This is a genomic window from Demequina muriae (assembly GCF_030418295.1).
Lineage (GTDB): Bacteria > Actinomycetota > Actinomycetes > Actinomycetales > Demequinaceae > Demequina > Demequina muriae.
Window position 1 is genome coordinate 1,970,820 of the sequence record NZ_JAUHQA010000001.1, and the last position, 22,522, is coordinate 1,993,341.

General features: G+C 69.3%; 23 protein-coding genes. 20 read left to right on the forward strand and 3 right to left on the reverse strand.

What is annotated here, in order from left to right; genetic code table 11:
* The first annotated feature begins 157 nt into the window (after positions 1-157).
* Positions 158-2,032, forward strand: coding sequence for a transcription termination factor Rho (rho, locus tag QQX02_RS09260; RefSeq protein WP_301143701.1), 1,875 nt, complete (start codon positions 158-160; stop codon positions 2,030-2,032).
* 149 nt (positions 2,033-2,181) lie between these two features.
* Here rho and QQX02_RS09265 read toward each other — a convergent pair whose 3' ends face one another.
* Entirely contained in the window at positions 2,182-2,544 is a 363-nt protein-coding gene (locus QQX02_RS09265; RefSeq protein WP_301142627.1) for an endonuclease domain-containing protein, read from the reverse strand.
* A gap of 914 nt (positions 2,545-3,458) precedes the next feature.
* On the opposite strand from QQX02_RS09265, the gene rpmE reads away from it, so the two are divergent.
* From rpmE to QQX02_RS09360, 19 genes are all read left to right on the forward strand, one after another.
* Positions 3,459-3,665 (forward strand): 50S ribosomal protein L31, encoded by a 207-nt coding sequence (gene rpmE / locus QQX02_RS09270; protein WP_062132150.1) that lies wholly within the window; start codon positions 3,459-3,461, stop codon positions 3,663-3,665.
* Positions 3,666-3,686: 21 nt separating this feature from the next.
* Positions 3,687-4,772, forward strand: a complete 1,086-nt coding sequence (gene prfA / locus QQX02_RS09275; RefSeq protein WP_301142629.1) for a peptide chain release factor 1 — start codon at positions 3,687-3,689, stop codon at positions 4,770-4,772.
* Between the two features lie 3 nt (positions 4,773-4,775).
* Positions 4,776-5,672, forward strand: coding sequence for a peptide chain release factor N(5)-glutamine methyltransferase (gene prmC / locus QQX02_RS09280; RefSeq protein ID WP_301142631.1), 897 nt, complete (start codon positions 4,776-4,778; stop codon positions 5,670-5,672).
* A 4-nt stretch (positions 5,673-5,676) separates the two neighbouring features.
* Entirely contained in the window at positions 5,677-6,360 is a 684-nt protein-coding gene (locus tag QQX02_RS09285) for an L-threonylcarbamoyladenylate synthase (RefSeq protein WP_436968529.1), read from the forward strand.
* Positions 6,357-7,652 (forward strand): MraY family glycosyltransferase, encoded by a 1,296-nt coding sequence (locus tag QQX02_RS09290; protein ID WP_301142632.1) that lies wholly within the window; start codon positions 6,357-6,359, stop codon positions 7,650-7,652. The genes QQX02_RS09285 and QQX02_RS09290 overlap by 4 nt, the downstream gene beginning before the upstream one ends.
* Complete coding sequence (locus QQX02_RS09295) at positions 7,653-8,069, forward strand: Cg1360 family ATP-synthase-associated protein (RefSeq protein WP_301142633.1); 417 nt, start codon at positions 7,653-7,655, stop codon at positions 8,067-8,069.
* A gap of 86 nt (positions 8,070-8,155) precedes the next feature.
* Positions 8,156-9,025: a F0F1 ATP synthase subunit A gene (atpB, locus tag QQX02_RS09300; RefSeq protein ID WP_301142634.1), complete on the forward strand. Its 870-nt coding sequence runs from the start codon at positions 8,156-8,158 to the stop codon at positions 9,023-9,025.
* A gap of 54 nt (positions 9,026-9,079) precedes the next feature.
* Positions 9,080-9,310 (forward strand): ATP synthase F0 subunit C, encoded by a 231-nt coding sequence (locus QQX02_RS09305; protein WP_301142635.1) that lies wholly within the window; start codon positions 9,080-9,082, stop codon positions 9,308-9,310.
* Positions 9,310-9,879: a F0F1 ATP synthase subunit B gene (locus QQX02_RS09310; RefSeq protein WP_301142636.1), complete on the forward strand. Its 570-nt coding sequence runs from the start codon at positions 9,310-9,312 to the stop codon at positions 9,877-9,879. Before QQX02_RS09305 ends, QQX02_RS09310 begins: the two co-directional genes overlap by 1 nt.
* A 5-nt stretch (positions 9,880-9,884) precedes the next feature.
* Positions 9,885-10,697, forward strand: a complete 813-nt coding sequence (locus tag QQX02_RS09315; RefSeq protein ID WP_301142637.1) for a F0F1 ATP synthase subunit delta — start codon at positions 9,885-9,887, stop codon at positions 10,695-10,697.
* A 45-nt stretch (positions 10,698-10,742) separates the two neighbouring features.
* Positions 10,743-12,377, forward strand: a complete 1,635-nt coding sequence (atpA, locus tag QQX02_RS09320; RefSeq protein ID WP_301142638.1) for a F0F1 ATP synthase subunit alpha — start codon at positions 10,743-10,745, stop codon at positions 12,375-12,377.
* Between the two features lie 6 nt (positions 12,378-12,383).
* Entirely contained in the window at positions 12,384-13,277 is an 894-nt protein-coding gene (locus tag QQX02_RS09325) for a F0F1 ATP synthase subunit gamma (protein ID WP_301142641.1), read from the forward strand.
* A gap of 17 nt (positions 13,278-13,294) precedes the next feature.
* The gene (atpD, locus tag QQX02_RS09330; RefSeq protein WP_084631194.1) at positions 13,295-14,809 is read left to right on the forward strand and encodes a F0F1 ATP synthase subunit beta; all 1,515 of its coding nucleotides are present in this window, start codon (positions 13,295-13,297) and stop codon (positions 14,807-14,809) included.
* Between the two features lie 2 nt (positions 14,810-14,811).
* On the forward strand, positions 14,812-15,081 hold the full coding sequence (locus tag QQX02_RS09335; protein WP_301142643.1) for a F0F1 ATP synthase subunit epsilon: 270 nt from the start codon (positions 14,812-14,814) through the stop codon (positions 15,079-15,081).
* 3 nt (positions 15,082-15,084) lie between these two features.
* Positions 15,085-15,780, forward strand: coding sequence for an endonuclease NucS (nucS, locus tag QQX02_RS09340; RefSeq protein ID WP_301142644.1), 696 nt, complete (start codon positions 15,085-15,087; stop codon positions 15,778-15,780).
* Between the two features lie 173 nt (positions 15,781-15,953).
* A complete protein-coding gene (locus QQX02_RS09345) occupies positions 15,954-17,420 on the forward strand; it encodes a glycoside hydrolase family 1 protein (RefSeq protein WP_301142646.1) in 1,467 nt (488 codons plus the stop codon).
* Positions 17,421-17,498: 78 nt separating this feature from the next.
* Complete coding sequence (locus tag QQX02_RS09350; RefSeq protein ID WP_301142647.1) at positions 17,499-17,810, forward strand: Rv1322 family protein; 312 nt, start codon at positions 17,499-17,501, stop codon at positions 17,808-17,810.
* 40 nt (positions 17,811-17,850) lie between these two features.
* A complete protein-coding gene (locus QQX02_RS09355; RefSeq protein WP_301143705.1) occupies positions 17,851-18,558 on the forward strand; it encodes an alpha/beta hydrolase in 708 nt (235 codons plus the stop codon).
* Between the two features lie 77 nt (positions 18,559-18,635).
* Complete coding sequence (locus QQX02_RS09360) at positions 18,636-19,391, forward strand: alpha/beta fold hydrolase (protein ID WP_301142649.1); 756 nt, start codon at positions 18,636-18,638, stop codon at positions 19,389-19,391.
* A gap of 105 nt (positions 19,392-19,496) precedes the next feature.
* Here QQX02_RS09360 and QQX02_RS09365 read toward each other — a convergent pair whose 3' ends face one another.
* Together QQX02_RS09365 and QQX02_RS09370 are read right to left on the reverse strand one after the other, a co-directional pair.
* Positions 19,497-19,913 carry a hypothetical protein gene (locus QQX02_RS09365; protein ID WP_301142650.1) on the reverse strand — a complete coding sequence of 139 codons (417 nt, stop codon included), beginning with the start codon at positions 19,911-19,913 and terminating at the stop codon, positions 19,497-19,499.
* A 28-nt stretch (positions 19,914-19,941) separates the two neighbouring features.
* Positions 19,942-22,446 (reverse strand): hypothetical protein, encoded by a 2,505-nt coding sequence (locus QQX02_RS09370; RefSeq protein ID WP_301142651.1) that lies wholly within the window; start codon positions 22,444-22,446, stop codon positions 19,942-19,944.
* Positions 22,447-22,522: the final 76 nt, after the last annotated feature.

The window sequence follows — 22,522 nt, forward strand, 5'->3', positions numbered from 1 at the left end:
ATCATTCAGGCGTTTGCGAACGATGGCGTACGCGCATCTCCGCCGCATGGGAGTATCTCGCACTGTTCGAGAGCCAGATGGGCTCGTGCGAGGGAAGGAATCTTCAGTGACAGACACCACCGTGGCCAGCCCCGATCAGGGTGCGGCCCTCAGCGCCATGAAACTCCCTCAGTTGCAGGCACTCGCCTCCGAGCTCGGAGTCTCCGGCGTCAAGAAGATGCGAAAGAGCGACCTCGTCGAAGCGATCAACAACGGCGGAGTCGTGCCTCCCAAGGCCGACGCCCCCGCTTCCGACGCTCCGAAGGCCGACTCCGACCGCAGCAACGACCGCAGCAACGACCGCGCTCAGCAGGAGTCCTCGGCGACCGACGATGCGCCCGCCTCCGACTCGTCGTCCGACGGACAGCAGTCGGGCGGCGAGCAGCCGTCTGGTCAGCAGTCATCCGGTCAGCAGTCCTCCGGTCAGCGTCGTGGTCGTGGAGACCGCGGCTCGAAGAGCGAGACCGACGCGGAGCGCGATGAGCGCGCCCGTCGCGCCGCCGAGGCCGTGCAGTCCGCTGGCAGCGCTCGATCCGAGGGCGACTCTTCCAAGGGTGAGGGCCGCGGCGGTCGCACCAACGACCGCAGCAGCAACGATCGCAGTAGCAGTGACCGCGGGAACGACAACCGCAACAGCAACGATCGCAATAGCAGTGACCGCGGGAACGACAACCGCAACACCAATGACGACGACGACGAGCGCGGCGGCCGCAGGCGCCGTGGCCGTGGCCGTGGACGTGGCCGCAACCGCGACGAGCGCGGCGGCAGCACCACCGGCGCCGCCACCAACGAGCCCCAGGGCCGTTTCGACGAGGACGACGCCCGTGACGACGAGGAGCTGAGCCCCGTGGGCGGCATCGTCGACGTGCTCGACTCGTACGCCTTCATTCGCACCACGGGATATCTGGCCGGCAAGTCGGACGTCTACGTCTCCATGAACCAGGTCCGCAAGTACGGCCTGCGCAAGGGCGACGCCATGACGGGCACCGTCCGCCCTCCCCGTCCGGGAGAGCGCGGTCAGCGTCAGAAGTTCAACGCGCTCGCGACGGTCGACACGGTCAACGGTGTCAGCCCCGAGGAGGCCAAGACCCGCAGGGAGTTCGGCGACCTTACGCCGCTGTACCCCCAGGAGCGTCTGCACCTCGAGACCGAGACCCGCAACCTCACCAACCGGGTGATCGACATCGTCGCGCCCATCGGCAAGGGCCAGCGCGGTCTCATTGTGTCGCCGCCCAAGGCCGGCAAGACCCTCGTGATGCAGTCCATCGCGAACGCGATCAGCGCGAACAACCCCGAGGTCCACCTCATGGTGGTCCTGGTGGACGAGCGTCCCGAGGAGGTCACGGACTTCCAGCGGTCCGTCAAGGGAGAGGTCATCGCCTCGACCTTCGACCGCCCGGCGGTTGACCACACCCAGGTGGCGGAGCTCGCCATCGAGCGGGCCAAGCGCCTGGTCGAGCTGGGTCAGGACGTCGTGGTGCTGCTCGACGGCATCACCCGCCTGGGCCGCGCCTACAACCTGGCCGCTCCCGCATCGGGCCGCATCCTCTCCGGCGGTGTGGACAGCGCCGCGCTGTACCCGCCCAAGAAGTTCTTCGGCGCCGCGCGCAACATCGAGCACGGCGGCTCGCTGACCATCCTGGCGACCGCGCTCGTGGACACCGGTTCCAAGATGGACGAGGTGATCTTCGAGGAGTTCAAGGGCACCGGCAACATGGAGCTGCGCCTGTCGCGTCAGCTCGCCGACCGCCGCATCTTCCCGGCTGTGGACGTCAACTCGTCCGGCACGCGCCGCGAGGAGATCCTGGTCTCGACCGAGGAGCTCAAGGTCATGTGGAAGCTCCGCCGCGTTCTGTCCGGGCTGGAGTCCGTCGCCGCGACCGAGCTGCTGCTGGGTCGCCTGAGGGACCACAAGACCAACGCCGAGTTCCTGATGCAGGTCGCCAAGACCACGCCGGACAAGAACGGCGAGAACGAGCTCACCGTCAAGTAGCGGGTTCGTCCAGTACGAAGGCCCCGGCCCGCCGTCAGGTGGACCGGGGCCTTCTGCGTCCCCACCCCCGCATCGGCCGCTTGCCTGCCCCGTGCCCACCCCCACGTGCTGGAGGGACATGAGCGCACGATGTGTCCAAGATCCTGCGCTCATGTCCCTCCAGCACGGGAGAGTCGCCCCTCGATGACCGCCAGGACTCGTTGGCGACTGCGCGCAGGGCGCCGCACGATGTCGTCCCACCCGAGCCGGATGGTGACGTAGCCCGCCGCCGCTAGGTCGTTCTGGCGCTCCCGGTCATCATTTCGTGCCCCGCGCGTGGAGTGGTAGCGGTCGCCATCGAGTTCGACGATCACCATGGCCGACCGGTGGAGCATGTCTACGGTGACGCGGCGCGATCCCAGCCCCAGCTCGACCTGCCACTCGAAGTCGCCAAAGCGCGCATCGGCGAAGGTCTCGTACTTGGCGCGGACTTCGAGAGGCGAGGTCGCGCCCTCGGCAAACCATCCGAGCATTCGCTCAAGATCCCTACGTCCTGACACCCGCGTGGTCCGCTCCACCTCGCGCGCCAGCGCTTGCCACGTACAGACTCGCTCCCACAGTGCTTCGTAGACGATGTTGAGGCGGTCGGTCGGTGCCGCGTAACGCCAAGCGTCGAGCAGCGCTAGCTCAGGGACCGTACAGGCGACACCGCGCGGAAGGCTGCGCGCCCGCATCGGCCCCCCTTGGCGACACCGGGCCCACGCCGGAACGCGCGGACGAAAGCCATCGATGACGCGGATATCGGCGAGGCGGGGAGGGGGGAGCACATTCGAGTACAGGTGCAAAGCGAGTGGTCCGGTCACGAGTCCAGCGGGATGCCAGAGGTTGAGCGCCTCGCCCCGTACCGACGGCACCTTCAGATGTGCGGTCCCGCAGTACACCCCGGGCAAGATGCGACTCGCATGGCCTTCCGCAACGGCTCGTTCGAGTGACGTCCGGGTCCAACGCTCGAGAATGTCCGCTCTGCTGAACGCGTGGGCATTCGCGCCTAGGAAGGCGGTGAGGTCGTCGTCGAGTCGAACGAGAGCTGGAATAGGACGCATGTCGCCATCTGAGCGACAGTTGCCGCGGTGAGGAAAACGATGATGAGCAGTTCTGTGGATACTCCAAGCGCACTGGAGGGACATGGACGCCGGATCGCGGCCGGATCCTGCGCTCATGTCCCTTCAGCGCGCTGATGCATGGGGAGGGCGCGCAGCACAGCAAGCAAGCGGCCGATGCGGGGGACGGGTTGGCAGGGACGGGGACGGGCACGGAGGTTCGGCTCAGGGCGGACGGCGGGCGGGTGGCCGCCCACTCACGGACGTGGCAGAATAGATCGCTGGCCGTCCGGTTCACCGACCGCGAAGTACGCGCGAGGACCCGGAGGCATCTCAAAGGGAGATTCATGAAGAAGGATATTCACCCCGAGTACGTGGCCACCACTGTCACGTGCACCTGCGGTTCCACGTTCGAGACCATGTCCACCGTGAAGTCCGGCGCCATCAGCGTCGAGGTCTGCTCGGCGTGCCACCCGTTCTACACCGGCAAGCAGAAGATTCTCGACACCGGCGGCCGCGTGGCCCGCTTCGAGAAGCGCTACGGGAACAAGTAGTCCGACAAGCCTCGAGACGACGTGGCCGAAGCCTTCGCTGCCGTCCTGCCGCTGCTGGACGAGTACGCCGATATCGAGCATCAGCTCTCGCAACCTGACGTCCATGCGGACGCCGGGCGCGCGCGCAAACTCGGGCGTCGCTTTGCGGAGCTCGGCCGCGTCGTCGCTGCGCATCGGGCCTGGGAGTCCGCGCAGGAGGACCTCGAGGCCGCCCGCGGCATGGCCGATGCGGACCCTGAGTTCGCCGCGGAGGTGCCCGCGCTCGAGCAGGCAGCAGAGGACGCGACGGAGAAGCTCCGGCGCATCCTGATCCCGCGCGACCCCGACGACTCCCGCGATGTGATCCTCGAGATCAAGTCCGGCGAGGGCGGCGAGGAGTCGGCGCTGTTCGCGGGCGATCTGCTCAAGATGTACCTCAAGTTCGCGGAGTCCCGCGGCTGGCAGGCCGAGGTGCTCGAGGCCACGCCCACCGACATGGGCGGCTTCAAGGACATCTCCGTGGCCATCAAGTCCAAGGGCGCGGTCGACCCCGAGAACGGCGTGTGGGCACACCTCAAGTACGAGGGCGGCGTCCACCGCGTGCAGCGCGTGCCCGCCACCGAGTCGCAGGGCCGCATCCATACCTCGGCCGCGGGCGTGCTGGTCTACCCGGAGGTCGAAGAGGTCGCCGAGGTGGCGATCGACGCCAACGACCTGCGCATCGACGTGTACCGCTCCTCGGGCCCCGGCGGACAGTCGGTCAACACCACCGACTCCGCTGTCCGCATCACCCACCTGCCCACGGGCATCGTGGTGAGCTGCCAGAACGAGAAGAGCCAGCTCCAGAACAAGGAGTCCGCCATGCGCATCCTGCGCGCGAGGATCCTCGCCGCGCAGAAGGAGGCGGCCGATGCGGAGGCTCAGGACATTCGCAAGTCCCAGGTCCGCACGGTGGACCGCTCCGAGCGCATCCGCACCTACAACTACCCCGAGAACCGCATCGCGGATCACCGCACGGGGTACAAGGCCTACAACCTCGATCACGTGCTGTCCGGGGACCTCGGACCCGTCGTGCAGTCCGCGATCGACGCAGACGAGGCCGCCCGACTCGAAGCCCACGGAGACTGACTGATGCCCAGCGTTGGCGCGCGGTTGCGCGGAATTGCGTCGCGCCTTGCCGAGGCCGGAGTCCCGTCGCCTGAGGCCGATGCGGTCGCCCTGATGGCGCACACGTTCGGGTGGTCTCGCAGCGAGGTGCGCACTGCTGCGGCCCGCGACGACCACTGGCCAGAGGACCCGCTCGACTTCGACCTGCTCGAGGCGCGCGTCGAACGGCGCATGGGCCGCGAGCCCCTGCAGCACATCACGGGAGTCGCGTACTTCCGCGACCTCGAGCTGCAGGTCGGCGACGGCGTGTTCATCCCCCGGCCGGAGACAGAGACCGTCGCGCAGGCCGCGATCGACGCCGCCCGCGCGGCCAAGCCGAACCGCGATGGGCGCGTGCGCGTGACGGATCTGTGCGCAGGCTCGGGCGCGATCGGGCTGTCGATCGCCAGCGAGGTCGAGCACGCCGAGGTGACGATGCTCGAGGCGAGCGAGGGCGCGCTGGTGTATCTGCGGCTGAACGCCCGCTTCATGCCCGCCGACGTCCGTCCGCGGGTGCGCACGGTGCTCGGCGACGCACGCCGGTGTCTGCACCTGTTCGACGGCTGCGCCGACGTCGTCGTCGCGAACCCTCCGTACATCCCGCCGGATGGCGTCCCCCGTGACCCCGAGGTCCGCGACTATGACCCCCCGGAGGCGCTCTATGGGATGGGCACGGACGGCCTCGACCTGCCGCGCGCCATCATCGACGAGGCCGCACGACTGCTGCGCGTCGGCGGGACGCTCATCATGGAGCACGGGGACGAGCAGGGCCCCGCGCTGCGCGGGTTCGTCCAGCGCTCGGAGTTCTGGGCCGATGCTCGCACGGAGCAGGATCTGAACGGACGCGACCGGATGCTCATCGCTACCCGTGTGGGCGTCTGACACACTGAATCCCGTGATCTACCCCTGCTTCGACCCTGCCACCTGGGGACCGAGCCTGGACGCCGCCGTCGACGCGGTGCAGCGCGGTGCCGTCGTCGTGCTGCCGACGGACACGGTCTACGGCGTGGGGGCCGATGCGTTCCAGCCGACGGCAGTGGCGGCCGTTCTCGCGGCGAAGGGTCGCGGCCGCCAGATGCCCCCGCCCGTCCTCATCCCCGATGTGCGCACGGTCGACGGCCTCGCGCGCGACGTCCCGGCGCCGGCCCGCGCTCTCATGGAGCAGCTGTGGCCGGGAGCCCTCACGGTCATCGTCCACGCCCAGCCGTCGCTCGCCTGGGACCTGGGTGAGACCCACGGCACGGTGGCGCTGAGGCAGCCCGACCACGGGGCCGCTCTCGCGCTGCTCAGGCGGACCGGGCCGCTCGCCGTGACCAGCGCCAACCTCACGGGTCAGCCCGCCGCCACCACGGCGGAGGGCGCGCGAGACCAGCTCGGAGACGCCGTCGCGGTCTATCTCGACGGCGGCGACAGCCCGCTCGGCACGGCCTCGACCATCGTCGATGCGACGGATCCGGCCGGACTCAGGGTGGTGCGCGACGGGGGAGTGCCCCGTGCCCGGCTCATCGAGATCGCTGGCGCCGACGCGTTCGCGCCCGAGCCGCCTGCTGAAGGCGAGTCCGCAGGGTGAAGGTCTATCTCACCTTGATGGTGATCGCCGCGATCGTCGCATATGCAGCGACTCCGGCGATGCGCCATCTGGCGTTCCGCGTGGGCGCCGTGACCGCGGTCCGTGCGCGCGACGTCCACGCCACGCCCACCGCGAGGCTCGGGGGACTCGCGATCTTCCTCGGCGTGGCCGCCGGCGTGGTGATCGCCCAGAACATCCCGTTCCTCCAGCCGGTCTTCGAGGCATCGGGCGCCGCGTGGGGAGTGCTCGGGGGCGCCGCGCTGGTGTGCGCGCTCGGCATGGCCGACGACATCTGGGATCTCGACTGGATGGCCAAGCTCGCAGGTCAGGTGCTCGCGGCGCTGATCATGGCCTGGAGCGGCGTGCAGCTGGTGACGGTCCCGATCGCGGGTCTGACGATCGGCAGCTCGTACCTGTCCCTCGCGGCCACCGTGATCGTGGTGGTGGTCGCGATGAACGCCGTCAACTTCGTCGACGGCCTCGACGGACTGGCCGCGGGGATGGTCGCCATTGGCGGCGCCGCGTTCCTGACGTACACCTACGTGCTCGCGCGATCCGCCTCGCCGGGCGACTACTCGTCGCTCGCGACGCTGATCCTCGCCGTCCTCGTGGGCGCGTGCCTGGGCTTCCTGCCTCACAACCTCAACCCGGCTCGCATCTTCATGGGCGACTCCGGATCGATGGTGCTGGGGCTGACGATCGCCGCCGCCGCCATCGTGGTGACGGGCCAGATCGACCCGGAGGTGGTCTCGGAGCGCGAGCGCATCCCGGCCTTCATCCCCATCGTGCTGCCGCTGATGGTGATCGCGGTTCCGCTGGTGGACATGACGCTCGCGGTGATCAGGCGCCTGCTCCGCGGGCAGTCGCCGTTCATGCCGGACGCCCACCACCTTCACCATGTGCTGTTGCGCTCCGGCCATTCGCACCGGTGGGCCGTGAGCGTGCTGTACCTCTGGACAGCAGTGCTGTCCTTCGGCACCGTGTCGCTCGTGTTCCTTCCGGCGCGGGGCGCGTTCGTGCTGATCGGCACCGCGTTCATCCTGTCGAGCCTGCTCACCTTCTCGCCACCGCTGCGTCGCGCGCTGTCGCGAGTCTGGCGTGCGGCGGGAGAGCGTGCCAAGCCCCTTCAGCGGCTCACGCCCGAGGGGCAGCGGGACGCCCCTCACGACCCGCACCGCGACGGTGCCGAGGACGAGGAGCCCGCCCCCGCATCGGCCGTCCTCACCGCGGGCGACCAGGACGTCGCCCACCCGACCACCGACCGTCGCTCGACCCCGACGAGGGAGACCTAAGTGAACGAAGAGACTGCCACCTATCGCCGCGCCCTGCGCGCGACGGCCATCGCGATCGTCGCGCTCGCGATCATCGCCGTCCCCGTGGGCCTGTGGGTCGACGGGGGATCGGGAGTGCTGGCCGCCGAGGCCGGCGTGGCCGTCGCGGCGCTGTCGGGCATCACCACGCAGGTCGCGATGCTGCTGGGCCACCGCCAGGCGCCGCACATCATGGCGGCGTACATCGGTGGCTCGTGGCTCCTGAAGATGCTCCTGATCGTGATCGCTCTCGTCGCGCTCGGCAGCATCGAGGGCTTCCATCGGGGCCTGCTCGCCGGGTTCGCCCTCGCCGGGGTCGTCGCGACGCTCGCCATCGACATGTGGGCGATGCGAGCGGGGCGCATCCCGTATGTCGATCCGAGTTCGAATGCCGGGTGAGGATGCGTTAGGATTCTGGGGCATCACGGTCCCGGCTTACTCGGCGGCCAGCCCGCGCTTGCTTCACGACACCAGGAGATAATTCTGTGGCGAATCTAGCCCTGGATGCGGCCACGGAGGCCGCTTCCGAGCTCGCTGCCGACGAGCCCGGCTCCGCCAGCGGCTTCTTCGGATGGCTGTTCTACTCTGACGGCTTCCACGCCCCCACCGTGGGCGAGTTCTTCCCCCCGGCGCTCTTCGGCGAGGGAACCTTCTTCGAGTTCAACCGGATCATGCTGGCGCGCGTCATCGCCGCTGCCGTCCTGATCCTCATCTTCTGGCTCGTGGCCCGTCGCGCCACCGTGATCCCCACGCGCGGCCAGTCCCTCGTGGAGATGCTCCTCGACTTCGTGCGCGTGCAGATCGTCGAGCAGGTGATGAGCAAGGAGAACGCGAAGCGGTTCCTCCCGTTCCTCACGACGCTCTTCCTCGCGGTCTTCACGTTCAACATCACGGGTGTGATCCCGTTCATCAACATGCCAGGAACCGCGCTGATCGGGCTCCCGATCATCATGGCGCTGTGGGTCTACGTGCTGTACCTCGCCGTGGGCATCAAGCAGCACGGCTTCGGGGGGTACCTGAAGACCAGCCTGTTCCCCGCAGGCGTGCCCAAGCCCATCTACATCCTGCTGACGCCCATCGAGTTCCTGCAGGTGTTCATCCTGCGGCCGGCGACGCTGGCGCTGCGACTCGCGGCGAACATGATGGCCGGCCACCTGCTGCTGGTGCTGTGCTTCGCGGCCACCCAGTACCTGTTCTTCGAGGCGGCGCTGGCGCTCAAGGCCGTGGGCTCCGTCACGCTCATCGCCGGACTCGCCTTCACCCTGTTCGAAGTATTCGTCTCGGCCCTCCAGGCCTACGTCTTCGTCATGCTGTCCTCGGTGTACATCACCATGGCTGTCGAGGAAGAGCACTAACCCCATCACGACCTGCGGCGCCTCCAAGGCGTCGCTTCAACGGAAGGAAACACAGTGGACACCACCACTCTCGCCGAGGTCTCCGGCAACATCGCCACGGTCGGCTACGGCCTCGCGACGCTCGGCCCCGGCATCGGTCTGGGCATCCTGATCGGCAAGACGGTTGAGGGCATGGCTCGCCAGCCCGAGGTCGCCGGCCAGCTGCGCGCCACCATGTTCATCGGTGTCGCGTTCGTCGAGGTGCTCGCCCTGCTGGGCTTCGTCGCCGGATTCCTCTTCACGTAATGTCACCGGCCAGCGTGATCGTTGTTGCAGCGGGGGAGAGTGAGTACCCCAACCCGCTGATTCCCGCCGCCTACGACATCCTGTGGTCGTCGGTCATCTTCCTGGTCGTCGTCGGCGTCTTCATGGTGCTGCTGCTGCCCAAGCTTCAGCGGGTGCTCGACGAGCGCGCGGAGAAGATCGAGGGCGGGATCCTCAAGGCGGAGCAGGCACAGGCTGAGGCCGCTGCCGCTCTCGAGGAGTACACGGAGCAGCTGACCGAGGCACGCGCCGAGGCGGCGCGCATCCGTGAGGACGCGCGTTCCGAGGCAGGTCAGATCGTGGCCGAGACTCGTGAATCGGCCGCCGAGGACGCTCAGCGTCTGGTGCAGACCGCTCACAAGCAGATCGATGCGGAGCGTCAGCAGGCCATCGTGTCGCTGCGCAGCGAGGTGGGCGCGCTCGCGTCCGAGCTCGCGTCCCGCATCGTCGGCGAGTCTCTCGCCGACGACGCTCGTCAGCAGCGCATCATCGACTCCTTCCTCGACGACCTCGAGGCCCAGGTGTCGGACACCAGCAAGGCGAAGGGATAGCGCCGATGCGTGGAACCAGTCAGGCCTCGCGTGCGGCGGTGCTTCGGGAGTTCGAGCCCGTGGCCACTGCGGCGGGTGAGGACGGCATCCTCATCGCGGAGCAGCTCTTCGCGGTGGTCGACACGCTGGACCGGTCGGGCTCGCTGCGGCGTGCACTGACGGATCCGGCGCGCCCGGGTGCGGACAAGGCCACGCTGGTGAGGCGTCTGTTCGGCTCGCTCGATGAGCGGGCGGTGACCGTGGTCGCTGACTTCGCCAACGCGCGGTGGTCCAACGAGCACGACCTCGCGGAGTCGATCGACGACGCCGGCGAGGTCGCCGTGTTCTCCTACGCGGAGCACAAGGGCACCCTCGAGGCGGTCGAAGAGGAGCTGTTCCGAGTGGAGCGCGCGCTCACGGCAGAGCGCGAGCTGCTGGTCGCGATGAGCAACCGTTCCGCGACCAAGGCGCAGCGGCTCGCTCTCCTCGAGGGCACGCTGGGCGGCAAGCTGCGGCCCACCACGCAGGCGCTGCTGACCCGTGTGGTCGGCATGCCTCGCGGTCGGCGTCTGATCCCCGCGATCAACGCCCTGCTCGACATCGCCGCCGCACGGCGCGGCAGGTCCGTGGCGAACGTCACGGCCGCAGTCGAGCTGAGCGCGGCGCAGCGCACCCGGCTGGGTGACATCCTCAAGCAGGCGTACGGTCGCGACATGCAGATCAACGTCGCCGTAGACCCCGAGGTCTTGGGCGGCATGCGAGTTCAGGTTGGTTCCGAGGTGGTGGACGGCACTGTGCTCAGCCGCCTTGACGAGGCACGACGACGACTCGTCGGCTAGCGAAGACGAACACCGCGAACGCGGTAGTGACAGGAGAGATGAGACATGGCTGAGTTGACGATCAGTCCCGACGAGATCCGGGACGCGCTCGACAGCTACGTGAAGTCGTACGAGCCGACCGGCTTCGTGCGTGAAGAGGTGGGTCATGTGACCCTCGCCGGCGACGGCATCGCCCAGGTCGAGGGACTCCCCGGCTGCATGGCGAACGAGCTGCTGCGATTCGAGGACGGCACCCTCGGCCTTGCGCTCAACCTTGACGTCCGCGAGATCGGCGTCGTGGTCCTGGGCGAGTTCACGGGCATCGAGGAGGGCCAGGAGGTGCACCGCACCGGAGAGGTCCTGTCCGTCGCCGTGGGCGACGGCTACCTCGGCCGCGTGGTGGACCCGCTGGGCACGCCCATCGATGGCCTCGGCGATGTCGAGACCGACGGGCGTCGCGCCCTCGAGCTCCAGGCGCCGGGTGTCATGGCGCGCAAGTCGGTGCACGAGCCGCTGCAGACCGGGCTCAAGGCCATCGACGCGATGATCCCCATCGGCCGCGGACAGCGCCAGCTGATCATCGGCGACCGCCAGACCGGCAAGACCGCCATCGCGATCGACACGATCATCAACCAGAAGAAGAACTGGGAGACCGGCGACCCCACCAAACAGGTCCGCTGCGTGTATGTCGCGATCGGTCAGAAGGGTTCGACGATCGCCGCAGTGCGCGGCGCTCTCGAGGAGGCCGGTGCTCTCGAGTACACGACCATCATCGCGTCCCCCGCATCCGACCCCGCGGGCTTCAAGTACCTCGCCCCGTACACCGGCTCGGCCATCGGCCAGCACTGGATGTACCAGGGCAAGCACGTGCTGATCATCTTCGACGACCTGTCGAAGCAGGCCGAGGCCTACCGTGCCGTGTCGCTCCTGCTGCGCCGCCCGCCGGGCCGTGAGGCGTACCCGGGCGACGTGTTCTACCTGCACTCCCGTCTGCTGGAGCGTTGTGCGAAGCTCTCGGACGAGATGGGTGCGGGGTCCATGACCGGTCTGCCGGTCATCGAGACCAAGGCCAACGACGTCTCGGCGTACATCCCCACGAATGTCATCTCCATCACGGACGGCCAGATCTTCCTGCAGTCCGACCTCTTCAACGCCAACCAGCGCCCCGCGATCGATGTCGGCATCTCGGTGTCACGCGTCGGTGGCTCGGCGCAGATCAAGGCCATGAAGAAGGTCTCCGGCACGCTGAAGATCGACCTGGCGCAGTACCGCTCCCTCGAGGCGTTCGCGATGTTCGCGTCCGACCTCGATGCGGCATCGCGTCAGCAGCTGACCCGGGGTGCGCGCCTCATGGAGCTGCTGAAGCAGCCTCAGTACACGCCGTACCCGGTCGAGGACCAGGTCGTGTCGATCTGGGCCGGCACCAAGGGCAAGCTGGACAAGGTTCCGGTGGCGGACGTGCTGCGCTTCGAGCGCGAACTGATCGATCACCTCCGCCGGAACACCTCGGTGCTCACCGACATCGCGGAGTCCGGTCAGCTCAAGGAAGAGACCGAGACGGCCCTCGAGGCCGCCATCGACGACTACCTCTCGACGTTCCTCGCTTCCGAGGGCACCGAGCTCAGCACCGACTCCTCGACCCCCAGTGGCGAGGATGTCGATGTCGAGCAGGAGCAGATCGTCGCGAAGAAGAAGAAGTAGGGACCGATGGGCGGACAGCAGCGCGTCTACCGGCAGAAGATCCGGTCGACTCAGTCGCTGAAGAAGATCTTCCGTGCGATGGAGCTGATCGCGGCTTCACGCATCGGTAAGGCACGCGCCCGCGTGGCCGCCGCGACTCCGTACTCGCAGGCCATCACGCGGGCCATCAGCGCCGTCTCGATCCACTCCGACGTCGATCACCCGCTCACCAGCAAGCGCACTGACACCAACAAGGTGGCGGTGCTCGTGGTGAGCGCGGACCGCGGCATGGCAGGCGCCTACTCGGCGAACGCCATCCGCGCGGCCGAGCGGCTCCGACTGAACCTGGAGAGGGACGGCAAGGAGGTCGTGCAGTACGCCGCCGGCCGTCGCGCCGTCTCGTACTACTCGTTCCGTCACCGCGAGCTCGCGGGCAAGTGGACCGGGGCTTCGGACTCGCCGGTGGTCGAGACCGCCACGGAGATCGCCGATGCGCTCTACGAGGCCTTCACGGCGGCGGCCGAGGACGGCGGCGTCTCGGAGATCCAGATCGTCTACACGCACTTCACGTCGATGGTCACTCAGGAGCCGCGGGTCATCCGCCTGCTGCCCCTGGAGATCGTCGAGGGCGTGGCCGAGCCGGACGAGGAGGTCGAGCCGCTGTACGAGTTCGAGCCCTCTGCCGAGGAGGTGCTGGACACCCTGCTTCCGCGCTACATCCAGGCACGCATCTACAGCTGCCTGCTTCAGTCGGCCGCATCGGAGCTGGCGAGCCGACAGCGTGCGATGAACACCGCCGTGTCCAACGCCGAGGACATCATTCGTCAGTACACCCGGCTCGCCAACACGGCGCGCCAGTCCGAGATCACCCAGGAAATCAGCGAGATCGTCTCGGGCGCCGATGCGCTCGCGGCCTCGTGATCGGAAGCGAGACACCCATGACCCCCACCGCGAAGACCGCGAAGAAGCCGGCAGGCGACACGCCCGCCGAGACGAAGGACGCCCCCACGAAGGCCGTGACCGGTCGCGTGGCTCGGGTGATCGGCCCCGTGGTCGACATCGAGTTCCCGGCTGACTCCATTCCCGACATGTACCACGCGCTCACCACCGAGATCGATCTCACGGCGCAGGGCGAAGGCGAGGGCAACGGCACGCTGCACATGACCCTCGAGGTCGCGCAGCACCTGGGCGACAACATGGTGCGCGCGATCGCGCTGAAGCCCACCGACGGCCTCGTGCGCGGCGCCACGGTGGTCGACACCGGCGAGCCCATCTCGGTTCCCGTCGGCGACGTCACCAAGGGTCACGTCTTCAACGTGACCGGTGAGGTGCTGAACGCCAAGGAGGGCGAGGTCATCGAGGTGACGGAACGGTGGCCCATCCACCGCAAGCCGCCGGCCTTCGACCAGCTCGAGTCCAAGACGGAGATGTTCGAGACCGGCATCAAGTCGATCGACCTCCTGACCCCGTACGTGCAGGGTGGAAAGATCGGCCTGTTCGGCGGTGCCGGCGTGGGCAAGACCGTCCTCATCCAGGAGATGATCTACCGCGTCGCCAACAACCACAACGGTGTGTCGGTGTTCGCCGGAGTGGGCGAGCGCACCCGTGAGGGCAACGACCTCATCGAGGAGATGACCGAGTCCGGCGTCATCGAGCAGACCGCCCTGGTGTTCGGCCAGATGGATGAGCCCCCGGGCACGCGTCTGCGCGTGGCCCTGTCGGCGCTGACGATGGCCGAGTACTTCCGCGACGTGCAGTCGCAGGACGTGCTGCTGTTCATCGACAACATCTTCCGCTTCACGCAGGCCGGTTCCGAGGTGTCGACCCTGCTGGGCCGCATGCCGTCTGCCGTGGGCTACCAGCCCACCCTGGCGGACGAGATGGGTCAGCTGCAGGAGCGCATCACGTCGACCCGTGGCCACTCGATCACGTCGCTGCAGGCCATCTACGTGCCCGCTGACGACTACACCGACCCGGCCCCGGCGACCACGTTCGCCCACCTGGACGCCACCACGGAGCTGTCGCGTGAGATCGCCTCGCGTGGTCTGTACCCCGCGATCGACCCGTTGACCTCCACCTCTCGCATCCTCGACCCGCGCTACGTGGGCCAGAAGCACTACGAGACGGCGAACTCGGTCAAGTCGATCCTTCAGCGCAACAAGGAGCTGCAGGACATCATCGCGATCCTCGGTGTCGACGAGCTGTCCGAGGAGGACAAGATCATCGTCGCCCGTGCGCGCAAGATCCAGCAGTTCCTGTCGCAGAACACCTACATGGCGGAGCAGTTCACCGGCGTGGCGGGGTCGACCGTGCCGCTGACCGAGACCATCGAGGCGTTCGATGGGCTGGTCAACGGCAAGTACGACAACATCGCCGAGCAGGCCTTCTTCAACATCGGTGGCCTCGAGGACCTGGACAAGAACTGGGCCCGCATCCAGAAGGAGATCGGCTGACCATGGCCGGCCCCCTCACCGTCGACATCGTCGGCCCGGACCGCACGCTGTGGTCCGGGACGGCGGAGCGCGTCATCGCCCCCTCGGTCGAGGGGGAGATCGGTCTGCTCGCGAACCACGAGCCCATCCTGTCGCTGCTGCGCTCCGGCACGGTCCGGGTGCGCGGCGAGAGCGGGGACTGGAGCGAGTTCCCGATCAAGAGCGGCTTCGTCTCGTTCGACCACAACATCGTCAACATCGTCGCGGAGCCGGCCGAGCCTGACGAGGACTGATCCATGCGCGTCGTGATCGCGCGCTGTGCCGCCCGCTACTCCGGGCGGCTCAGCGCGCATCTGCCTCTCGCCACCCGGGCGATCATGCTCAAGGCCGACGGCTCCGTGCTGCTCCACTCCGATGGCGGCTCGTACAAGCCGCTCAACTGGATGAGCCCGCCGTGCACCACCCGTGAGATCGAGCCTGACGCGGCCCAAGCATCGGCCGGCGTGACGGCGGTATGGACCGTCCAGCACGACAAGACCGACGACCGGCTCGAGATCGAGATCCACGAGGTGCTGGCGGACACGCAGCACGAGCTCGGCGTCGACCCCGGCCTCATCAAGGACGGCGTCGAGGCGCACCTGCAGGAGCTCCTCGCCGCCCAGATCTCGGTGCTGGGAGACGGCCACACCCTCGTGCGCCGCGAGTACCCCACGGCGATCGGTCCCGTCGACATTCTGGCCCGCAGCTCCGCCGGAGCGGCCGTGGCCGTCGAGATCAAGCGCCGGGGAGACATCGATGGCGTCGAGCAGCTCACCCGCTACTTGGAGCTCCTCAACCGCGACCCCCTGCTGAGCCCCGTGGAAGGCGTCTTCGCCGCACAGGAGATCAAGCCCCAGGCACGCGTCCTGGCGCAGGACCGGGGCATCCGGTGCCTGGTGCTCGACTATGACGCGATGCGGGGCGTCGACGACTCCTCCACACGCCTGTTCTAGGGCGCGGCGCAGCGTCTGCACTGATCGAGTGCTGTGGTCTCCGTGCGGAAGGCGAGGGCGCAGCGTCCGCACTGGAGTCGGCCCACTTCGTCAGTGAGGAAGCCACGGCCCACCCGCGCGCCCTGCCTACCACTCGGTAGAAATTGTCGAAACGGTTCGTTAGACTGGTGCGCATGACAACGACGCCTCAGACCTTCCCCGACGACTTCCTGTTCGGAGCCGCGACTGCCTCGTACCAGATCGAGGGCGGCGCCAGAGAGGGTGGCCGCGGTCCGTCCATCTGGGACACCTTCTGCGCGACTCCAGGCAAGGTCGTGGGCGGCGACAGCGGTGACGTCGCATGCGACCACTTCCATCGCTGGGAAGAGGACATCGACATGATGGCCGAGCTCGGCCTGCAGGCGTATCGCTTCTCGATCGCGTGGCCGCGGGTGCAGCCGCTCGGCACCGGCGAGTTCAACGCGGAGGGCATCGCGTTCTACCGCGGCATCATCGACCGTCTCAAGTCCAAGGGCATCACGCCCATGGTGACCCTGTACCACTGGGACCTGCCGCAGGCGCTGGATGATCAGGGCGGCTGGCTGTCGCGCGGCACCGTCGACGCGTTCGCCGTCTACGCCCGTCGCATGGCGGAGGAGTTCGGGGCGGACGTGGACATGTGGGCCACCCTCAACGAGCCTTGGGTCGCCGCTTTCGTCGGCTACGGCGCCGGGGCCCACGCTCCTGGCCACGCGGACGATGCGGAAGCGCTGCAGGTCGCCCACCACCTCAACCTCGCTCACGCCCGCGCCTACCGCGCCATGAAGGAGGTCCGTGGCGACCTTCGCATCGGCCTGGTGAACAACTGCCACACGCCGCGACCGTGGGACCCCTCCAGCGAGGCCGACCGCGCCGCCGCCGACCACATCGACGCGCTCGCCAACACGATGTTCCACGACCCGTTCGTGACGGGCGAGTACCCGGCGGTGCTGCTGCCCAACACCGCGCACCTGACGGACTGGTCCTTCCTCCAGGATGGCGACCTCGAAGAGATGCATGGCCAGGTCGACTGGTTCGGCGTCAACTACTACGCGTCGCACGTGGTCCGTCACAACCCGAATAAGGGCCAGGAGACCACCAAGCTCGCCACCCTCGCGGACGGCCACAAGGCAGGCGCCAACTCGCCCTGGCCGGGCGACGAGGAGATCGAGTTCATGCCGCCCACCGGCAAGCTGACGGAGATGGGCTGGAATGTGGACCCCTCCGCCTTCCACGCTCACCTGATCAAGATTCACCGCGAGACCGGGAAGCCCATCTACGTGACCGAGAACGGCTCCGCGTGGAACGACCAGATCGACGAGGACGGGCGCGTGCGCGACACCGACCGCGTCGAGTACTTCCACGGCCACATCGGCGCGGTGCTGAAAGCGATCGGCGAGGGCGCGGACGTGCGCGGCTACATGGCGTGGTCGCTCATGGACAACTTCGAGTGGGCCCAGGGCTACGCCAAGCGATTCGGCATCGTGCACGTCGACTACGACTCCCTCGAGCGTCGCTGGAAGGACTCGGCGTACTGGTACCAGGAGGTCCTGCGCCAGCGCGCGGTCGTCCCCGTCGAGCAGGCGGATGCGCTCGCGGCCACGCCGCCGCGTACCTTCTGAGCAGCACAGGCGACACGAGCGTCCGGCCGATGCGCGCATCGGCCGGGCGCTTTTCGCTCCCCGCCTAGACTGGTGGCCATGCCCTCCAAGCGCCGCTCGTCCAAGCGCCCGTATGGAGAGCCGCACCCCGAGCTGGACGTCGACAGAGTCGCGAACGCGACCGGCGGGCGGCGCGAGCCGGGCCCCGGCGGCGAGGAGTACATCGTCGTGACGCCCCGGCCCACCGACAAGACCTACGTGTGCCCCGCGTGCCGCCAGGACATCCCGCCTCGCACCGCCCACCTCGTGGCCTGGGCGGCGGACGGACTGTTCGGCGCCGAGGAGGCCGCTGCGCAGCGCCGGCACTGGCACACGCACTGTTGGAACACCTTTGGGAGGAACCGTGGCTGACACCGACGAGGTCCAGGGCGACAGCGCCGAGATCCGGGCGATGACTGTGCTGCCTGCCATCCGCGAGGACATCGTGCTGCGCACCGACGACGGCCTCGAGCTGGTGGGCGAGCTCGCGCTGCCGGCCTCGGGCGAGGTCCGCGCCACGCTGATCACGCTGCACCCGCTGCCCACGCACGGTGGCTTCATGGACTCGCACGTGCTGCGCAAGGCCGCGTGGCGCCTGCCGCACCTGGCGGACGTCGCGGTGATCCGCTTCAACACCCGGGGGACCTCGTCGCCGCGGGGCACGAGTGAGGGCGAGTTCGATGAGGGGGACGGCGAGGCGGCGGACGTGCGCGCCGCGGTGGACTTCGCCGTCGCGCGGGGGCTGCCCCACCGGTGGCTCGTCGGCTGGAGCTTCGGGACGGAACTGGCGCTGATGCACGGAGCGGATCTGGACGTCGAGGGCGCGATCCTCCTCTCGCCCCCGCTGCGCCGCGCCGAGACCTCTCACCTCGAGCACTGGGCCGCCTCCGGCAAGCCCGTGACGGCCCTCGTGCCCGAGCACGACGACTTCCTCCAGCCCGCCGAGGCGCGCGAACGGTTCGCGCCCCTGACACAGCTCGACCTGGTCGCGGTCGATGAGGCCAAGCACCTGTGGGTGGGGGAGACCTACGTCCGCATCGTGCTGGACGCGATCGTGGAGAAAGTGGCGCCGGACCGCGCGCCCCTCCCGACCGAGGTCGCCGCGGACATCGTGCAGTGACCGGGTGGGTCCATGACCATGGTGCGGCAGCCGTGGTGCAATAGGGGAGACCGCCCGCCCGTCACGAGGGAGCTTCCATGAGCCTGATCCCCGACGCCGCCCCGATCGTTCTCCTCAACGCGTTCCCGCTGGACCGCCAGCAATGGGAGCCTCTCATCACCGTGCTCGGCGACCGCGTGCGCGGCGACCTGATCACGTTCGACATGCCCGGAATCGGCGAGATGCCGCTCACGGACGAGGATCCCGGGCTGGACCTCATCGCCGATGCCGCGGTGCTCGCCATGCGCGAGGCCACGGGAGCGGACGCCGCCGTGTGGATCGGCTGCTCGATGGGCGGCTACGTCGCCCTGGCGGTCGCGCAGCGGTGGCCCGATGCCGTGGCGGGGTTGGGCCTGATCTGCACCAAGGCGACCGCGGACGGCGACGAGGCACGCGCCAAGCGCGAGCAGGTCGCGTTGGCAGCGGAGGGCGCGAACGGCCACCCCGACCCGCACGCCGCAGCAGAGAGCATGGTCGGGATGGAGGGCGCCGGTCGCGACGAGCTCGTGGAGTGGGTGGCGGCGAATGTCGCGCTTCAGCGGGGCGACGGCATCGCGTGGGGTCAGCGCGCGATGGCCGCGCGGCCCGATCGCACTGAGGTGCTGCGCGCGGTCGACGCGCCCGTCGTGGCCGTCATCGGTGGTGCTGACGGGATCGTGGACCGGGCCGATGCAGACGCGATGGCGGCGGCTGCCGGGGTTGAGCCCGTGGTGCTCGACGGGGTCGGTCATCTCGCGGCCCTCGAGGCGCCGGCGGCGACGGCCGATGCGCTCGAGCCCCTGCTGCGAGCCTGAGCCCGGGAGGAAGCGCACGGACGAAGCGCAGAGCCGAGTAGACCACGTCCGCGGAGGAGACCGCCCGCCGCAGCGCGGCGGAGACTCCTCAGCTCGGGGCGAGGCTCATGCCGCCCAGTCGTCGCCGCCGGCGAGCCGCTTCGCGAGCGCCTCGGTGAGCGGCATGGATTCGCCGTCGCGTGCCCCGCGGCCGAGCTCGAGCGGCGGCTCGCCCGGATCGAGCGTCACGCCTCTGACGAGGCCACGGAGGCTGCGCGGGGCCGACATCACGTAGAACTCGCCATCGGTGCCGACGGCGACGCTCCTGTCCCGCTTGAGGTACCAGCCCTCGTGAGTCGTGCGCAGACGGGACCTGCCATCGTAGGTGCGTGCGGTGAGCCGCTCGGGCGTCAGCCCGGCCGCAGCCGCGTCGGCAGCGAACTGGCGCACCAGCTCGGCGGCGCGGCGCGTCTCGCCCTGCCGCTGGCGCTCGAGCGCCTGTGCACGCCTGAGGTGCGGCGAGACGGGCGAGTCGTCGGTCATGGGTGGCGCGAGCCCTCGGGGGCCGTGCTCACCCGCGGTCCGCAGCGGGGGTGGATTCCGGCTCGGACGTCTCGTCTGCCGACGCGGCGGACGGTGCTGACGCGGCAGACGGCCCTGAGTCGTCCTTGGAGGCGGCGCCGGCGGCCTTCTTGAGGCTCGCCACGGGGTCCGCTCCGAGCAGCCCCCGCAGGTCGTCCAGGTACCCGGTGATCGATTCGCGCTGACGGTTGAGCTCGTCGACCTCGTGCGAGGCGGCGTTGCGCTCGCGCTCCGCGTCGGACACGGCCTCGGAGATGATCGACTCCGCGTGCTCGCGGGCGCCGGAGACGATCTCGTCCGCGTTGTTGCGGGCGTTGGTGAGCAGCGTCTGCGAGTGGACCTCGGCCTCCCGTCGCACCGTCTCCGCACGCTCCAGAGAGGCGCTGAGCCGCTCCTCGGCCTCATCTGCGCGTCGGCGTGCATCGGCGACCATCTCGGCCCCCTCAGCCTGTGCCTCCGCAAGGCGCCGGCTGAGATCCTGTTCGGCCTTCTCGCGGCGCTGCGCGATCTCGACCTGCAGGTCTTCGCGGGTGCGACGGGCCTCCTCGCGGGCGGCCTCGGCGTCGGCATGGGCCGCGGCACGCTCTTCCTCGCCGTCCTTGCGGGCGACCGTGAGGATCTGCTTGGCCTCGGCTTCGCCATCGGCGACGCGCTGCTCCGCCTGCGCTTCGCCCGCCGCGATCGTCTTGGCGGCGTCGCGGTCGGCGGCGTCGCGCGTCTGCTGTGCGTAGGCGTCCGCCTCCCGGCGGGTGGTCTCGGCGTAGACATCCGTCTCGTTGCGCAGGTGGGCGTCGTAGTTCTCGGCCTCTCGGCGCACACGCGCGGCGTGGTCGTCGGCCTCTCCGCGAGTGGTCTGGGCGTAGTCGTCCGCCGCCTTGCGCGTGGTGACGTCGTACCCGTCGGCGTCCTTCCGGACTCCTCGTGCGTACGTCTCGCCCGCCTCACGGGTGGACAGCGCGTACGCGTCGGCGCCCTGGCGGGTGTCGGTGTCGTACTGGTCCGCTGCCGCGCGGGTGGCGGCGGCATCGTCGTCGGCCGATGCGCGGGTGCCTTCCGCGTAGGTGTCGGCTGCGGCTCGGGTCTCGTCCCCGTACTGGTCGGCGTCCGCACGCGTCGCCTGGTCGTACTCGTCGGCAGCGGCGCGGGTGGCGGCGGCATCGCGATCCGCCGAGGCGAGGGTGTCGTCGCGGTACTGGTCGGCGTCCGTGCGCTTCGCCTGGTCGTACTGGTCGGCTGCCGCCCGGGTCGCGGCCGCATCGTCGTCGGCCGATGCGCGCGTGGCATCGGAGTAGCGGTCCGCGTCGGCGCGGGTCTCGGCGTCGTAGGCGTCCGCGTCGGACCGCAGCGCGGCGATGTCGGCGTCCGCCTGGGTGCGGATCTCCAGGGCCGCACGGTCGGCGTCGCCCACGGTCGTGTCGCGGTACGCGTCCGCCGCGGCGCGCGTGTCTGCGCGATAGCTGTCCGCCTCCCGGCGGCTTGCCGTCGCGTAGTCCTCGGCGTCGCCGCGAGTGAGGTCGTCGTACTCGTCGGTCTCGGCGCGCAGCGCATCGGCTTCGCGCTGTGCCTGCTGGCGGAGCTCGCGGGCTGCGATCTCGGCGTCCGCGCGGACGGCCTCGGCATCCCGGTTCGCCTGGGTCAGGAACGTCTGCGCCTCGTTGCGCATGCTGGCCGCCTGCGAATCGGCGGTGGTGCGAACGTCGGAGGCCTCCGCCTCAGCCGCGGCGAGGGCGTCGGCCGCTTCGGTCGCGATCGCCTTGGCCTCGTCACGCGCTGCCGCCAGAGCCGCGTCGGCCTCGCCGTGCAGTCGGTCGGCATCCTCCTGAGCGCCCTGGACGAGGGCATCGGCCTCGCCGCGCGCGTTGTCGAGCAGTTCCGTGGCCTCGCGCTGAGACGTGACACGCAGTTCCGTGGCCTCGCGCTCCGCGGTCGCACGCAGCGTGTGGGCCTCGCGATCGGCCGTCGCGCGCCGCTCGGCGGCCTCGGCCTCCATCGCGGACGACAGCCGCTCGGCCTCCCGCCGGGCCTTCTCCACGATCTCCGCGGCCTGGCGCGATGCGGCGTCGCGGACGTTGGTGGAGTCCGATTCGGCCGCGGTGCGGATCTCTTCCGCTTCGCGGCGGCTCTGCGCCAGGATCTCGGCGACCTCGTTGTCGGCGCGTGCGCGCAGCTGCTGAGCCGCGACGTTGGCACGCGCGACGGTGTCCTGCGCGTGGGTGTTCGCCCGCTGGACCACGTCGGACGACTGCTCCTCGGCGGAGCGCAGCAGCTGCTCCACTCGCGCGCCCAGTCCCTTGTAGGTGGGCTGTTCCGACTCCCGGAGACTGCGCTGTGCGTCGTCGAACTGAGCGCGGATCTGTGCCGCGTCGTGCTGTGCCTGCTGCGCGGTGGACTGGGCTTCTCTGACCGAGTCCTCCAGCCGCGCGATGTGCGCAGCGACGGCTTCGCGGTCGTACCCGCGCATCGCTACTGGAAAGGGCAGGGTCTCATCAGGCATGCTGGTCTCCTCTCGCGCGGTCGGAACTGGCCGCGCGGTCCGTTCCCCAGGGTAATGCGCGGCCTGAGGTGAGACA

Excerpts from the sequence above, each read along its gene's own strand:
- rho (WP_301143701.1), top strand. The coding sequence starts at position 158 with ATGAAACTCCCTCAGTTGCAGGCACTCGCCTCCGAGCTCGGAGTCTCC.
- QQX02_RS09265 (WP_301142627.1), bottom strand. The coding sequence starts at position 2,544 with ATGCTCGGATGGTTTGCCGAGGGCGCGACCTCGCCTCTCGAAGTCCGC.
- rpmE (WP_062132150.1), top strand. The coding sequence starts at position 3,459 with ATGAAGAAGGATATTCACCCCGAGTACGTGGCCACCACTGTCACGTGC.
- prmC (WP_301142631.1), top strand. The coding sequence starts at position 4,776 with ATGCCCAGCGTTGGCGCGCGGTTGCGCGGAATTGCGTCGCGCCTTGCC.
- QQX02_RS09310 (WP_301142636.1), top strand. The coding sequence starts at position 9,310 with ATGTCACCGGCCAGCGTGATCGTTGTTGCAGCGGGGGAGAGTGAGTAC.
- QQX02_RS09315 (WP_301142637.1), top strand. The coding sequence starts at position 9,885 with ATGCGTGGAACCAGTCAGGCCTCGCGTGCGGCGGTGCTTCGGGAGTTC.
- atpA (WP_301142638.1), top strand. The coding sequence starts at position 10,743 with ATGGCTGAGTTGACGATCAGTCCCGACGAGATCCGGGACGCGCTCGAC.
- QQX02_RS09325 (WP_301142641.1), top strand. The coding sequence starts at position 12,384 with ATGGGCGGACAGCAGCGCGTCTACCGGCAGAAGATCCGGTCGACTCAG.
- atpD (WP_084631194.1), top strand. The coding sequence starts at position 13,295 with ATGACCCCCACCGCGAAGACCGCGAAGAAGCCGGCAGGCGACACGCCC.
- QQX02_RS09335 (WP_301142643.1), top strand. The coding sequence starts at position 14,812 with ATGGCCGGCCCCCTCACCGTCGACATCGTCGGCCCGGACCGCACGCTG.
- nucS (WP_301142644.1), top strand. The coding sequence starts at position 15,085 with ATGCGCGTCGTGATCGCGCGCTGTGCCGCCCGCTACTCCGGGCGGCTC.
- QQX02_RS09345 (WP_301142646.1), top strand. The coding sequence starts at position 15,954 with ATGACAACGACGCCTCAGACCTTCCCCGACGACTTCCTGTTCGGAGCC.
- QQX02_RS09350 (WP_301142647.1), top strand. The coding sequence starts at position 17,499 with ATGCCCTCCAAGCGCCGCTCGTCCAAGCGCCCGTATGGAGAGCCGCAC.
- QQX02_RS09355 (WP_301143705.1), top strand. The coding sequence starts at position 17,851 with ATGACTGTGCTGCCTGCCATCCGCGAGGACATCGTGCTGCGCACCGAC.
- QQX02_RS09360 (WP_301142649.1), top strand. The coding sequence starts at position 18,636 with ATGAGCCTGATCCCCGACGCCGCCCCGATCGTTCTCCTCAACGCGTTC.
- QQX02_RS09365 (WP_301142650.1), bottom strand. The coding sequence starts at position 19,913 with ATGACCGACGACTCGCCCGTCTCGCCGCACCTCAGGCGTGCACAGGCG.
- QQX02_RS09370 (WP_301142651.1), bottom strand. The coding sequence starts at position 22,446 with ATGCCTGATGAGACCCTGCCCTTTCCAGTAGCGATGCGCGGGTACGAC.